The sequence below is a fragment of the Sodalis-like endosymbiont of Proechinophthirus fluctus genome (genome assembly GCF_001602625.1).
GTDB lineage: Bacteria > Pseudomonadota > Gammaproteobacteria > Enterobacterales > Enterobacteriaceae.
Map to the genome: position 1 here is coordinate 19,928 of NZ_LECR01000092.1, position 15,259 is coordinate 35,186.

The 15,259-nt window shown below is 42.7% G+C and carries 5 protein-coding genes, 1 tRNA gene and 1 pseudogene; 2 read left to right on the forward strand and 5 right to left on the reverse strand.

The window, feature by feature from the left end; genetic code table 11:
• Positions 1–86: 86 nt before the first annotated feature.
• The 3 genes from BG74_RS20030 to BG74_RS14585 all read right to left on the reverse strand — a co-directional run bounded on the left by BG74_RS20030 (position 87) and on the right by BG74_RS14585 (position 3,766).
• Positions 87–212: a hypothetical protein gene (locus BG74_RS20030; RefSeq protein WP_369678556.1), complete on the reverse strand. Its 126-nt coding sequence runs from the start codon at positions 210–212 to the stop codon at positions 87–89.
• A 29-nt stretch (positions 213–241) separates the two neighbouring features.
• A complete protein-coding gene (locus BG74_RS21070; RefSeq protein WP_439895735.1) occupies positions 242–415 on the reverse strand; it encodes an IclR family transcriptional regulator domain-containing protein in 174 nt (57 codons plus the stop codon).
• Positions 416–3,505: 3,090 nt separating this feature from the next.
• Positions 3,506–3,766 (reverse strand): SDR family oxidoreductase, encoded by a 261-nt coding sequence (locus tag BG74_RS14585; protein ID WP_066598117.1) that lies wholly within the window; start codon positions 3,764–3,766, stop codon positions 3,506–3,508.
• Positions 3,767–4,750: 984 nt separating this feature from the next.
• Between BG74_RS14585 and BG74_RS20035 the strand changes: the two genes are divergently transcribed.
• A complete protein-coding gene (locus BG74_RS20035) occupies positions 4,751–4,984 on the forward strand; it encodes a LysR substrate-binding domain-containing protein (protein ID WP_439895736.1) in 234 nt (77 codons plus the stop codon).
• A 5,018-nt stretch (positions 4,985–10,002) separates the two neighbouring features.
• Here the strand turns inward: BG74_RS20035 and BG74_RS14590 are convergent.
• Positions 10,003–11,001: pseudogene (locus BG74_RS14590) on the reverse strand (transposase family protein).
• 1,841 nt (positions 11,002–12,842) lie between these two features.
• A tRNA-Leu gene (locus tag BG74_RS09560) sits at positions 12,843–12,927 on the reverse strand.
• 1,634 nt (positions 12,928–14,561) lie between these two features.
• Here BG74_RS09560 and BG74_RS20040 point away from each other — a divergent pair.
• Positions 14,562–14,747, forward strand: coding sequence for a DUF2501 domain-containing protein (locus BG74_RS20040; protein WP_187202883.1), 186 nt, complete (start codon positions 14,562–14,564; stop codon positions 14,745–14,747).
• Positions 14,748–15,259 lie beyond the last annotated feature (512 nt).

Sequence of the window (15,259 nt, forward strand, 5' to 3'; positions counted from 1 at the left end):
TTACTCGCTAAAACTTTTTAGTCGCGCCAAGCGAAGAGATGTTTCCCTCTTTTTTGAACGCATCCGGTATCAAACTCATGCACATCTTATTCAATATAGTTAACTCTGTTATAAATATGAAAACTGGCATACGTAAACATACGACCCTCCTCATTATCTATAGCCAATCCTCGCAGACGCGTTTTCCGTAACTCTTCCCTTAATATGCTCATATCCGTGATAGTATTTTCTGTGTATCCCTTCAAAAATAACACATTAGAAAATAATCGATTTCTTCCTGAGACTTCCAGGCTAACAGTACCTTATCCAGTGCGGTAATATGAAACTCCAGTGTTTTACTAATCCAACTTTTCCGTGTAGGTACAGAATTTAGGCTTTCGACCTTGTCTAGATAAGTTGCGGAAAAGCTCTCCATTCCCCCCAAGTAGCATCGAGCCAGATCTTTAGCGATAGCCCCTGCATAGGTTGCTTATTGATCTCAAAGATATTTTTCTAGTGTAATGCTTGACAGCCTAGTTTATATATTACGTTCAGTAAATTTAGCAAACTACTTTTATAGAATTAAAATTATTTTAAAATCTCTATATAATTATCCTCCCCCACATAAGCTATATGCGTTAGTATTTTTTCGGCATAAACTAAAGGATTATATCCCTTACCACCTATAACGGCTCCTGTGACTCTGTTGGAAATAAATTTATCGCATGTAAAAGCATAAAAATATACAGGATACTGAACCTGGTTTCACTGCTAAAATGTGATACAATGTATATTTCATGACTTAGAACGGCACGTGATAAATATTTTTCCTTTATTATTTTCTTAAATTTTACCTAAGAAAAATATGCTATAAACTCTGGCGATACGCGTTTGCACCATCACTACCAATTCAATTTTTTATAACATTCACTGATTATAAGATAGATACATATATGGGCATGGAGTAATCATTAACGTCGTTTTAAAGTACCGTATCTCTCTTTATATTAGCATTGTAGCGGCAAGCTCTAACCCGGCTTTACCTCTATCATTGGGTACATTCATCGATTAGCGCCCCGATAACGTCGTCAATATGCTCTGTAACTGCGCAGCAACTTGTTGGTTATGCCCAGAAAATCTCACTTTCCGCTTATGCAGTGAGGCTAAATGGCTAATGGACCTCCTTTACGACCGTATCATCTCCCGGCACGTAATCCGTCTTAATGAGGTTTCCTACCAACGTGCTCTGGCATGCCGATTACCGGCTAATTCTCTAAGAAGGCGGCGGATAGCCATGTTCGTAACGTTTAAGCACCGTTAACCCGGGCTTTAATTACTGCCGTCATAAACAAGGATGTTTAACGGCCTGACATCTGACATAACGCTCGCCCGCACGGTGACCGTTATGTCTATCATATTCAGCCAGAGGGGCAGCCATAGGCAAAGTGAATATCTCCGGACCCTGCTGTACCCCTTTAAAGGTGAAGGTTCTTTCCGCCGAGCAGCCCGTCGCTTTCTTACTACAGCTAGCGGGAGCGACGGGCTCCCAGTAATTTTCAGAGACCAGAATGACGGAGCAGGCAACGTGCGTAATATCCACTTATAGATCGTTCCCGGTGTATCTTGCAGCGTGATCCTGAACTGTTCATCTCCTGAAATATTTTTATCTGTTATCTTTCACCTGAAAAAGTCTAAACGAAGCAGACCAGACAAAATAACGAAACGGAGATTTGGGTGATGCGAGTAATGATGTTTCCAAATATTTTGCTCTTCTGATTTAATCAGTGTTAATCATTGACTTAAATTCTTACATCCCTATCTGATTAATCACAGGACAAAATAGTATCTGGTTTAGGTTTAGCTACCAGTTTGACACACGCCGCCAGCCATCCGTTTTCTTACCGGGCGGTAGGGGTGATATTTTTTCGAGCGACAGAGGACCACGTTTGCGACGCACCGTTCCGTTTTAGTGGCTTATTGGCTATTACCCATTGAATTACATTAAGAATATGCCTGGACAGGCTAAAGCCTCAGATCTAATACCGCTACGCTTATTCCATTCCTTTTGTTGCCGATGTATTCCTTAAGCTTAGATACATGCCCTATGGTACCCATCCGCGATTTCTATACTAAAACTACAAGGTGGGATTCGCCTGCCCTTTCTGGCGCTCACTATCCGGTGCGAAGGGTCGACCCCATTTGCTCCGCAGTTATTTTTTCATCTTCTTACCGTCTGAGCACTGAAGCGAGTGGCAGCAATCGCTCTTGTTTCCTAGGGATCAGTTCGCCACAATGAACTATTTCTGCATACTTATCCATATTTTTCAGAAGAATATTGAAGCGACAGGCTCTCAAAAAGGGAGATAGGGGAAACAAGAAAGATACGTCATGAGATTAGATTACCGGCGCGAGAAATAATTTCTAGCTCTGCTGCACTAAACCAGATTTTAAAAAATCAAAATATGATACCCTAAGCAATGGAATACCAAAGTCTCCGTTGAGATTATTTAGTATCTGATTACACTCTTCTGGAGTATGGCTTTCAAGTAATGTTATCAACGTTTTATTTATAAACTCACCGCGCTTATCTGCACTATAGAATCTGGCGCGATCTTGATTTTTTTCGCCTAATTTTGGCCTGTTTCTCTTACAAGATGATCAAGAAAGCGCAGAGCGCCACATAGGCGTGGGTGTTGTCATCATTCATCCTGATTAGGCCAACGTCGGTACCGCCCCACTAGATACAGCCGGCGAATTCAATCCGGAAGGGGTTTTCTAAAATACCCGGACAATATGTCTAAATACACTGACTAAGGCACGTTTTGATGAACGACTAACATGAGGGTTTGCTATCGAAATTCGACGGTTGGTTTTTAACTTCGGCTATGCCATCCTTATAGGGTGGAGAACGATTGACCGGTGGATGAGGGATTAATGATTGGCGAAGACTACCTATATCTTTGATATGTTGCTGACACAATGAGCATAGAACCTCCACATATCTTTCTTTCCCAATAAATATTATTTATACATTAACGATATGTAATATAAAAAAAGCCCCGTTTGGTATGTGCTCTAATCGTCAATGACGTTATAAGAGGAAAAGACTGCGGGTCATTATGCTCGCCAGAGCATAAAATAGGTATGGGGCCAATGTAATACAATAGGCAATATAGATGCTCGACATAAGTGTGAGGCTTCAGCACACCACGCACAAGGTTGCCCCCTTAATTAAAGAGAGGGTTGTTGTCAACACAGTATTATTCTATCCTACTCTACTACCAGGGCATCAGACTGGCCAATAATTATCAACCCAGTGTTTGGCCGTACCTCCCTTTCTCTGAAGACTGGGAAAGCGTGTCGAAGGCAGAAAACGCTATTGGCGATTATCCCAGACTGACTCAAGTGCACGCGGTCTTGGGTCTAATCGATCCACGCTTGCCACATAGCCTCTGCGACATGAAGTAGTGCCTGTTGCCATAAAAGCGACAATTGAGAATGGCAATGGAGCCCACTAACAGGACATTCAGGCCTGCATATCCCATCGTAAACCCTCCATTACCCTGATTTCCTGACCGGTGACATATGTCGCATCCTCTGAAAGCAACCAGGCCAATAAGGCACCTGCCACGTCATTCGGAACCCCATTGCGCAGTAAAAGTGAATTTGAAGCCAGCCGGTGCGTAATATTATTACTGGGAAGAGTAGCCTTCGCCATTGGCGTGATTGTCATGCCGGGAATAATAGCATTAACCTGTATCGGACGTAATCCGACCTCGAGTGCCAACGTTCGAATGATGGCAAGTAAAAGGCTGACTTTGCCGCGGAATAAATCCCGGCGCCAGGGGCATCGCTCCCTGAGTTGTCCAAGAGGCGTTAATTAGCATTGCACCCTGCCAAATTAAAGGCAGGCAGTGTTAAATAGTTATAAATGTACCGGTGAGATTGGCTGCTAAATGCGCGGAAAAATCCTGCAATTCAACGTCTGATTACGGCGTAATGTGAACGTAAAATATCAGCGTTAGCAAAAAGTACGTCTCCCCGCCGAAAGGTCGATGGATTTCATAAAAAGCGGTTTTTATCTGCGTTTCATCAGTAATGTTGAAGGCTAATGCCAGCGCGGTTCAGCCTTCGGATTGAATATCTTTTGCCAGCTGTTCCATCGGCTCATCCAGCCTGCTGATAAGAATCAGCGCAGCGCCTTCCGACTCCAATCGAAGCGCGGTAGCATGGATAATGCCAATCCTGGCCCTGTGATAACGACCGTTTTGTTTTTGAATCGCAAATCGCTCATGTTTTTCTCCGTACTAATGTCAGGCTAATAAAGCCTAATACAGAAGTTTTGCTAAGATAATTTAGCTAAAAATTTATGCATTCAAAAGTACAGGTATCAAATAGATCTTTTTCGTTCATTGAGAGTGTTTATTAACGTCGTTTAAGCGGGTTCCATGAGCACAGCGGCAATGCAGATCGGGTTTCACCGAATATGGCTGGACAATATATTGCCGTCTTTGAAAATCAGTCTGGGATTTGTTTACTCAATCGGACGATGCGAAAGCAGAGCCGTACCGATTACGGGAAAACTATTTAGACTATTGTCAAAATACTCTTGAACGAGTTGCGGCGGCTAATTTACAAGCTGAAACGTATCAGACTTTATTGAATGGAAAAATCATGGTCATAGCACCCATAACCTTTGGGGCACCAAACGACTAATACTTGTGCTAACGCATTTTCGTCGTTCCGCCCCCCGGATGTAACGCTCGATATCGTGCTTACCGATCGCGCCATTGATCTCTTGGATGAAGGTTTCGATATCGCCTTTCGCATTGGTTACTTGCCTGACAGTAATATGGTAGCATGTTCGTTATCGTCGTTCCGTATGATGATTTGTGCTTCCCCAGACTACCCTTCCCCAAAAGGCATACCTGTGCATCTATCAGAACTGGCTGACTATGGGGTGGTCAGTTTGACTTCGGCTGTGCGCTCCCCTCTTCGCGTTTAAAGGAGAGAACCGCGTGGTGGTTTTACCTTCCAGTAAAATCATCGTGAATAGTAGCCAAGCGGCACGAATGGCCGCCAAGGCAGGTTTGGGAGATCGTCATGCAGCTTGAAATGATTTTGTCTGCGGATGTACGATCAAGCGATCTGATACAGCTTTTTCCTGATTGGCAACTGAGAAAACGGCCCATGTAGCTGCTTTATATGAAAGACAAGAGAATGACGCCAAGAATGCGTCTTTTTATCACTTTTGCAGTTAATGCATTTGTCAGCTTTGTTAACTAATGGATGAGACATCGCCTCAACATATAAACAGATGTTGAGCCTGGCAAAGGAGATCATGAAGGCCAGCTATAAATTCTGCAGGGTCGATGAGCTCTAGTGTGATAGCTTTAAGCCACTCCCTCCTAGGAAAAAGCATTTAGCGATGACGCGCTAAGTAGGATTTGGGGGTGGCCGCCACATATTCATGGCGGATTAATTTTATTTTAACTCACTCGTATATCAACAAAAAAATAGCGGTAAGTAATACACTAACAAGTATATATACTAATATAAAAAAATTTTTAGTAAAGTTTATATTTTTATATAACGTATTATTATTACAATAACAGGGAGTGTAGATCTACTAGGATAATTCTAGAATTGAAATCACTGACGCTGCTATACAGTAAATTTTACTATATTTATGCGTGGTTAATCGCTTGACTCTCGCTATGATAATAAGTACATAAATAATAAAACTGTTATCAAAAATATGGCATATTTAATAGTATAGTTCCATTGTTCACTCTTCTCTATTTAGAGAAAAATTAGCATCTACTCAAATTTTTTTGATGTTACCACATTACTGCCATTTATTGATGTATTAATACTACCCTGATACGTCCGTCCGCGTCGATACATCACATCGTATTCAAATAGTCTTATCTACTAAAGGTGAAGAGTAATTAATCTGTTATTGTACGACTATGACAGGCTATTGACGAAAGAGATAATTGCACAGGCATTAACCATAAATATACCAGCATCTATTTAACTACATCGTCAACTTTCCAGGCCATCATTAATATCATTGTTAATGAATTCAACAGAATCGAAATGGCCAAAATCTAGTTTATAAACAATGATTAGCTATCATTTACTATCTTAGTTATCGAATGGGATCACTGATATTAATGTTAATACCGGTCAGTCTAATTAACTACGCTCAAGAATATGCAGCGCAAAATTCACATTTCTGGCTGACCCATGACTTATTTTTGGCAAAAAGAAGATGATTGATAGCATTAATTTTACTCTTGTTATACTAAAATCTGACCCCCCAGAGACTGGCGCCAGAATTATAGATGGCGCTGTTCAAGGCTCGTATAAATCTTTTTGATCTCACTCTGTAAGTTTTCGCTACGATACACAGTCGACGTATCGTACCATTTGTACTTCTCATCTCGCGCGGCACTAAACTAGTTGAACAACCTTACACATAATAATCCCTATCCCCAATCACGATTTTACTGTGAACGTACTTGACCAGATTAGTAGTAACACCCATCTCCTCCAGTTTTTCTATCGCGTCATGAAGATGCCGCTGTTTCTTTTAGCGCTCTTCATAATCGGCGTGTGTATAGTATTGAAATCTCCGTCCGTCACCACGACGATATCAACACCACATGAGCGAGCCTGAATTATCGACGTTAAAAAACCGGTTTGTTCCAATTTTTGCCAAGTCAACTAAGGAGAAACGATGGTAATGCTGCGCTCGATAGTATCGAAAGTCTGATTTAAAAACGCATCGTGTTGCTCAACGCCATACAGGGCGGAAATCTGCGTTTACACGGCGATTAAATTTTTGCGTTCCTTAATAGGCAAACCGCAACGCATTACCTTCAGAAATGAAAAGTGACTTCGCCAGTAATTCTCGAGGCGAAGACGCTGGCTAGATCTCAAATAACTCCATGTAACCAAAGATAAAAAAGCTATCTTTGGCGCAGGCAATGGGGACTTTCCGCATGCTGCTGTCGCTGTTGACCCGCTATCCTCATGTTTGTAATAGATCGGATAAGAAGATCACGATTACTATTTCTGCTCCCTGCAGGGCATTCACGGTCCCCATTCGTCAGCGAGTTTTCATTGCCGCCTACCTTACATAAAGCTTATCTGGTGGCGTTGATCCTGTATCGAAAATGGCATAACGACCCCCACCAATTGCTGCAACGATTTGTCTTAGTGATACTCTATTTCCCCTTTGTGAGTCACAAGCCGCAGTTATTATCTCAGCTTCAAATGCATTGCAACGGCTCCCGCCCCGTTTGCCTGCATCCTTTTACCATCAGTATAAAGATAATCAATTGCAGGGAAAAACGTCCCTTTTCAGCGCCTCGTTTGGGCTGCAACTTACCGTGATAGCAAAGAGCATTACAGAGCCGGTAATGTTATCGAAGCAGCGACAGTGATCATACAGGTACATTCCGCGCGCAAAATCAGGGTCCGTATCGGTAGCACGAGTTAAATTAGGCAACATTCATAACTCTGCAAGATGTAGCGCTTTTGCCTGACTCGCTCACCAATGCATAAGCTTCAGTAAGTTCTTCTTGAATGCCACTGAGGGGAGGATATTTTCCTCCATCATATTGCCTATATCAATGCCAGGTAGGCTGTTCCAGATAGGCGTAATTTGTTCCTTTTGTTCCTTATCTCCAATCACTAACGCTTTCTTCGCTAATGCGAAGGAGTCTTAGACTACCTCAGAGAGCACTTGCCCCGCTTCATTCACGATCAGAAAATCTGAAAAATTATATAAACAACTGTCATAAAATTTCTTAACCCTGACGAAAAAATCACAGTTTTTCATTATGTAGCATGTCATCGCCACACAAGGAGTGAGCATCATTCTACTTGTAAATTATCAATCGCGGCAATATCCATCAGCCAGCGACCTTCCTAGTAATAGCATTGCCAGTAGGAATGCCAAGAAACAGATTTTTGTATCCGCAAGTTCATCAGCTCCGGCTAGACTCAAATCCTCTTTGCCCTTATGCCCCAGAGAATAAGATAATTCGCATCAACGTCGGGCTGACTCGTTTTCATGTTGGAAAACACCCTGAGCACATTGGATTTTCTGCTGATACTCACCCTGTTCTTTTCGTGCTCTAGTAATAAGTCCGTCGATATAGGTGGTGTCAATGCCTTCCGACAATGTTCCTGGAACATTGTCATTCTTGCGCCAAAAGTAGCATCCATGAAAAGGTTAATATGATAATGGCTCTTAGTACGGAAAACTGGGATCCAAGGAAAAGAACCCATATACCATCAACTCACTAGCGCAGTGCTCTGCTGACACTGCTTTTTTTCTGAATTAACAGCGCGATTTCGTTCCAGCTGCCGAGCAGTAACACACTTTTATCCTGTATATACTAGTCGAAGATCTTCACTGATAGCGCACTGCTTCCTGGCGGATACAATTCAGCTTGTCCCAGGCAGGCTCGATTTTCCTAAGATGGGTAGAAAGTTCAATTAAACGCTCATGCAAGCGATCTACAACATGTTCGGGTGAACGACAGTCCCCCTATTCACAAACGCCGCCCTTAACCCTTTCAAGGTAGAAGACCTGGGCATCTTCAACATACTTAGAGGTTCGAAGCGGTTAAAAATCTTCCGTCTAGTATTCTTTCACTGCTTCAGCCCTACGACCAGAAGACGGAAAGTAAGCACCATAGCTTTTCAACTCAGGAAGCCAACGCGCAGATGTTGCTCCAATATATATTCCAAAATATTTTCAAAATGATTCAATGATATTAGTCACGGCCTAGTTATTATTTGGAATGTCGATATAACGACCGGCGGTTCGGTTTTTTTAACAGCAGGTCTTACCCACTCAATAGTAATGATAGAGAAAACCAGTGTCTTTTTTCCGGTACCACCCGTCGGACTATTAACGGTAAGGATATGACTCGGCTGCTGAGTGAGGATAATGGCTGAGGGTATCGCGCTGTGCTACAACCAGCGGGAATTTATCGCCAGAATGACCAAGACGCTCGCTGAATTTTGCATTGCTAAGGAGGAAGCGGCTCTATAGGGAGCATTTCTTTCGAGGCAAAACACGTTAATAACGGAACCTCTTTTTTTGCACGTGAAGAGATGATCGTACATGGGGAGGATGTGGATGCTTGCCCTATCTGGTCGGTTAACTTTAGATAACATAGCTATAGCTATAGCCAGCAGATTCATATTGCTCGTGGGTATCGATCCATTTTCCTGACACAGTGGTTGAGAAATCGTCGAATTCTTCGAGATATATTTTCCCACTGCATCTGATATCGTGCATACTATTCTGCCATCTGTTCGTCAGTTTCTGAACGGCGTTCGCGCTACTGCTCATCATCAACAACAAAGATGTTTGAGCTATACGTAGTTTGTATTTGTCATACTGCGCCATATCACCAATTGAAAAAGTACCTTTGGGAATGAATTCAAGAAGGTCACGTGGAATTGTGGCAGGTGGTTCCTTGGGGGAACAAAAATTCTTCACGGTTCAGATGCGCAGAGGAAACCCAAGGGTGTAACAATACCTGGCGCGCGCCAGCCGTCCGCTCTTTGATATGCTTTAACAGGCAAAACTATGCCTGAGACCGTAGTAACACTACTATGGTTTTAACCGAATCGTCTTTATCTTTGAAGGAGACGCATGGACGAATTTTTCATCCAGCTGCTACGCCCGACTAAGGGTACCACCTCATCCACTAGGCATACCTATTCTCATCTTTACGTTCAAACGCCATTTTACCAAACTCCACATCGACTAATTTGTTGAGCTAGTATGAAATGAATCCCTGGGTGTTCCTGTCCATTTTATATCCTGTAAATGCGTAATATATAATGATCCCACTGTTATAAATTATAAACGCCGCACTTCGATAAGCATCATCCACGATGCGAAGTAATCAAAACAGGTTATTTGTGCTGGAATGTGAGCTGTGCACGGGTAACCCAGTTGATTTCACTATGAAGAACCATATTTACTGCTCACTGAATACCATTCACAGGATCAAAAAAAGAGTGTTTCAACAGCCAGTCAACATCACAGAAAGGCGGGTAAACGTTGGAATACCACACAACAGTAGATATAATTCTATCCTCAAACGGACTAATGTCACCCAGGTGACTGTGGCTCTGGGCCCAGTCATAAAACACTTCAATGTCATCGAAGATATCCGAGCGTGTCAGATTGCGGGTTTTATAGATCTGTTTTCTGATACGTTCTTTTTTCTCGACTAGGCCCACCACATTACAGGCAAAGAGATCGATGACCACCGCCAGATACAGCCAGTCTTTACAGGTGCGGATCTAGGTGATATCTATCACCTAGATCCGATTGGGCTTCACTATGGTAAGCTCACACTGCACCCGGTTAGGGGCGACTATTAAGGATCTGCCGGCGATCCAAACGCGACGCTTTATAGCGGCGTATCTCTTTTATTTTGTTAATTTGTATAATACGGCTCACCAGGTTTTCACCGCAAGTTTCTCCGATTTCGTTCAGATCACTATGAACCTATCGATAGCCATACACCACCACCTCTCACACGAATCAGCGCCTGCTGGCGCTGATTATCTTTATCACGCACTGAGACGGGATTGTGCAGCCACACGCATAGAACTAGGCTCGGGCGACATTCAGTACCCGACATATTGTCATGATACCCCATACAGTGCAGTGTTCATTGATAAATCAGTACTTCAATCTGGCTCCCTTGCAAAGTACCGCGCCGCCTTTTTTAGGCTATCCCGCTCTTCTTCGGTGCGTTTCAGCTGCGCTCGTATCTTCAGGATCTCACTTTTAGCTTCAAGTAAATCACGAACGTGCTGCTCGCTGTTGTTAGGCTTGACGGCCCGTAGCTAACTGTAGAGGCTGTATGTGGAAAAGCCCAGATGGTAGAAAGCCTCCGCAACGGAATGGCCCCGCTCCATGATTTTATGAATGGCTTTTTCCTTAAATTCAGATATAAAACGTGATATGCTCATATGCCTCACTCCTATGCTAAAACTATAGGGCAGTTTTGTCTGCCGGGGCAGGGTCAGTACAAAACCATTCAAACTTCGCCTATGAAGAAAAAGTCAACCATCCGCACTTTCACCATCATAAGCTGACTTTTCTTATCTGTAACATGTCGAAAAATGCTAACTTTTTACCTTATGCCGTAAATAAAACTCACACTAGAAATCTTATCCGGGACAGAGACATCCCTCTGTCTATTAATGTTTTTCTTTAAAGATGATTCTCTAGGATTCAGAGATACTCTCCAAGGGAGTGTCTCCTTCAATCAGCTTTTTTTTGCAAGAAACCTTATAAAGATAGTTCGTATGAAGGTAAAGATTGATTTATTATATCAACCTACATGTTAGAAATATATACTCAAATTGAAATCCAGATGAGACATTTTAAACCAATGAAACCGTTATTAACCTTAATCATGTTGACCGCTATATCAATTTTTACCGCTAACCTCATCACTATCGATATTTATATAAAATATCTAATTTTCTTCAAGAACATCTTTAAGATAAAGCTGAGAAATTTCATTAAATCTTTCTCCTGTAAATAACTCTAGCAAAGGTATCTAATAATGAAAAGGTCGATAATGGTGAAAGATCCATTTGAATTTTTTTCACTATTACCTGAGATGAACCAAGGGAATGAGAAAATCTTGATAATGTCTTCATAACTAGAAGTCTCAGCCAGTTTTTGAATAATTACTTCATCATTTTTTATGGAAAAAGTTATTATAATGGGATTGTATAAACTTACCATCAACCACTGCCTATTTAATTGTACCAAATACTATATTAATATACTTTCTTACTGAGTCATTAGATATCATAGGATCTTCGTTCTCAGTTGCTTTAGCAGTCAGTTCATCTATTCTGTCTGAACTGAATTTTATTTTCTCTTTGTCACGATTTTCCGGAATAGTACGTAGCTTGCTTTCAAAGGCATAGAGGAAGTCTCAGTTTTTGAGTAATATTTGTGGTGAATATACTCATTGGTGAGTGTTACAACCGCAGGGGATGCAGTTGAATGAGTTTTATGGGATGATTGGCGTATAGCTGAGCCAACAGTCGGAACAGGGAAGGGAATTCCTGCATGAATGCCGTAAATCATCAAGTTCTCATGAGTGATCACCCTGGTAAATCAAAAAGCCATCCTCCCTTACCTATTGTCTCCACCTGCCAGGAACTTTGTCTTTTCTTCAGAAATTCCCTCTGTGATTAAGTAACGAAAAGTGTATAATTGATTGAATAGTATCAGGTAACTCTTTGACGAACTCTCTTCTCCCAGTTCAAATGTGCTATTAAGCACGAAACCACCCACTACATAATCTTTTTCGACATCAGCGGCATTTTTAACAAAGAAACTAGCCTGCCCAAATACTAACCTGAAAACAGGGAAGCGTCTGTTTGTGACGACATGGATTAAGCTGAATGATTGGCAGTTTGATTGCATGGAAAAATTTTGTAAGCGAAATCACTCTATTGCCAGTCAGCGCTGGAGCGCTCTCATTTAAGGTTTGATAATCCAATTCTTTATACTCACGTAAATTCTAATGCCAGACAGCAATTAAAAGCGTACCTCGTTACTTTTCTTCTGAAGGTGGTATGTGCTCGTTGAAGTGTGGATTTTCACACTGCCCTACATATCAACGAAAACGCTACGGAACACTAACGAGAACGACATAAATGCCGCTGACTATACGATAGAGATCGTAACGGTGAGACATCGCCTCGTATACCCTTTTATAGGAGGATGGTGTAGTATAGGACTTTTAGAAAGATAAAGTTTTTAAAACAAGTAACTAGATAATCAATGGTGCCGAAGGCCGGACTCGAACCGGCACACCCGAAGGCGGTTGATTTTGAATCAACTGCGTCTACCGATTTCGCCACTTCGGCATCGAAGGCACGGATAGCCAGGCGCATTATACCGTTAACAGATCCCGGCGCAATACTAATCCGCCTCTCCGGTTTTCAACTGCTGAAAAAAACAGCCTTATGGTGCATTCTAGCACCTGTTGGTTAAGGTGGGCAGGTGGGGCAACTCTACCGCCCGCGCGCCTGCTAGCTAATTTTGCCGCCAGTTTACATACTCCCCACGCTTACTGGCACTACGGACACCAGTAAAACGGCCGGCCGGAAAACGTGGTTTTCTCAACTTCGTAGCCATAGCCGATCGCAGGCTTTACCAGCACGATGAAAGGCGCGAAAGCGAAACGTGGCGCCCCGATATTTAGCGCCTGGCTTGGCCGTCGTAGGTAGCGTAAGATAAGCGTGGAATGTCGAGCGAGAATAAACTAACACAAAAGCCGTTGCTATTCCTCGTTAAGATCGTGCGATTGATGTCGCACTGACAGCCGCGCTTGCCACAGAATTTCCACCAGCAGATAATTTTTCAGGTCGGCAATGAAGAATTAATCCAGCAGCAGTGCGCCGCACTGGCGGCAGGAAAAACGCTTGGAAATTAGCCGCGCCTGCATGGATTCTACCGCCAGTTGCGAGTCCAGTGAATCCGGGCTGATACGCAGAAAAAAAGGAGGCTTGGCGACCTCATAATATTTTATTATACTGATTTATGATTAAATATAGAGAAATGTGTCAGCGTTTTTATTCTCCAGACACACCCGAAGGTCGCGTTTCGTCACCAGAGTTTCTCCCCTTGACCACCTGCCAGACGCCATACAGATGGTTGTGACTGTAAAGTACCAGTCTATTAGAAAACCGGGTTGGTAATACTTTACCCCGCGCCTCGATCTTGTCGATGGTTTACCAGGTCAGTTGCGTCTCCCAACGCTTTAAATGGGGAAAGGCAAACTACGCCAGGGTAATCGGTAAATGGGACATTGGCCGCACGATATGTATTTCCAGTCTTTCTGGCATTTTTCCCTCCTTCAACCGCGATGGAAGCTGATGATAGGCGCCTGATGGGAAAAGTTTTTAAGCGAAAATCAAGGAAATAAACCAGGCAGGTTTTCCCGAGACTTGATCCGACGTCGATGGCGTGTATCGATCGTCGCTAGAGACCACGCGTGATGCATCCGTTGCACGAGCTTGAAGGAGTATTACCTGTCTGTCGCGGCCGCACCATATCAATAGCGGCGAGCGGCGGCCTAACGAAGTGCAAGGACGCGAATTACCGCCCTTATCCGCCTGGTCTCTCTGCGCCGCAGTTGGCTGGAGATTATTATGATGACTCCTTCCAGCCATCTGTTGTGTGCGCTGAGCGTTGTACTGCCATGTCTTGCAATGTAGAGCAAGAAGCTAGTTGGATAGATTCTGCCGCGAAAGTGGCTAACAGTTTCAAAAAATAGAACGCCAAAAGAGGCGAACAAAATACTGCCTCTACCAATAATAATTGTACCTCGTTAATTTCTCTGGCCGTGCTGTTGAACGGCAGCGATAAAGCGTTAAGTTCTTATCAATGACCAATAATCTAGGAGTGCTGCAATACTGCGTTAAAAATAATCTACTGTCCTCCAGCAGAGATTCCATGGTAAAATATCATCTGTTGGATAAGATTGTCATAAATAATAATGCACCTATCACTATTTCTACTGCAAAAATGCAGGATTTACCAGTCCTGTCTGGTGGGGATCTTTAATATCTGTCAGAGCGACACCATGAATTTGGATGCTTTTAGCACTTCAGAGTTGACTGGAAAGGTCAAAACCAAAGCCCTCGATTTGGTCATTAAGCAGAGCAAAAACTTTATTTCCTGACGCGTGTTCAGGTGGGGTATCCTCTGCATGCCTCACCGGAATGCATGCAGCACCCGAGCTGGGATACAACCGCCTCACGAAACAGGCGAAAAAATCCAGGCGCTCACCGATGGAGGAAGCATCAACAACGTCTAAGCCAGCCATTCATCGCCTTCCTTTTTAGCCATCTTTATCATGAGAATAGTTCATCATGCAAGGTTTAGTGCCGACTCAGACAGCTTTTACACTGGGAGTTTCGTGCTGACAGTCGCTATTGGTAATAGTATGGGAAACGTCATTGTCGGCAATATGCACCGTGACTCGGGAAGCGAAACAATTATAGGCTATCACAGAGAGTCTGGCAGAAATAGGGCTTTTTCTGCCTGCAAGATTTTTTAAGTAATTTATTTACAAATAAATTACTTATTATATATAATAATATAAATATGGCAGGAGAATTTAATTCATGTCATGTGTATTAAAATAAATAACGTACCATGTACATACGTACAATAACATTATTCTTCACAGGC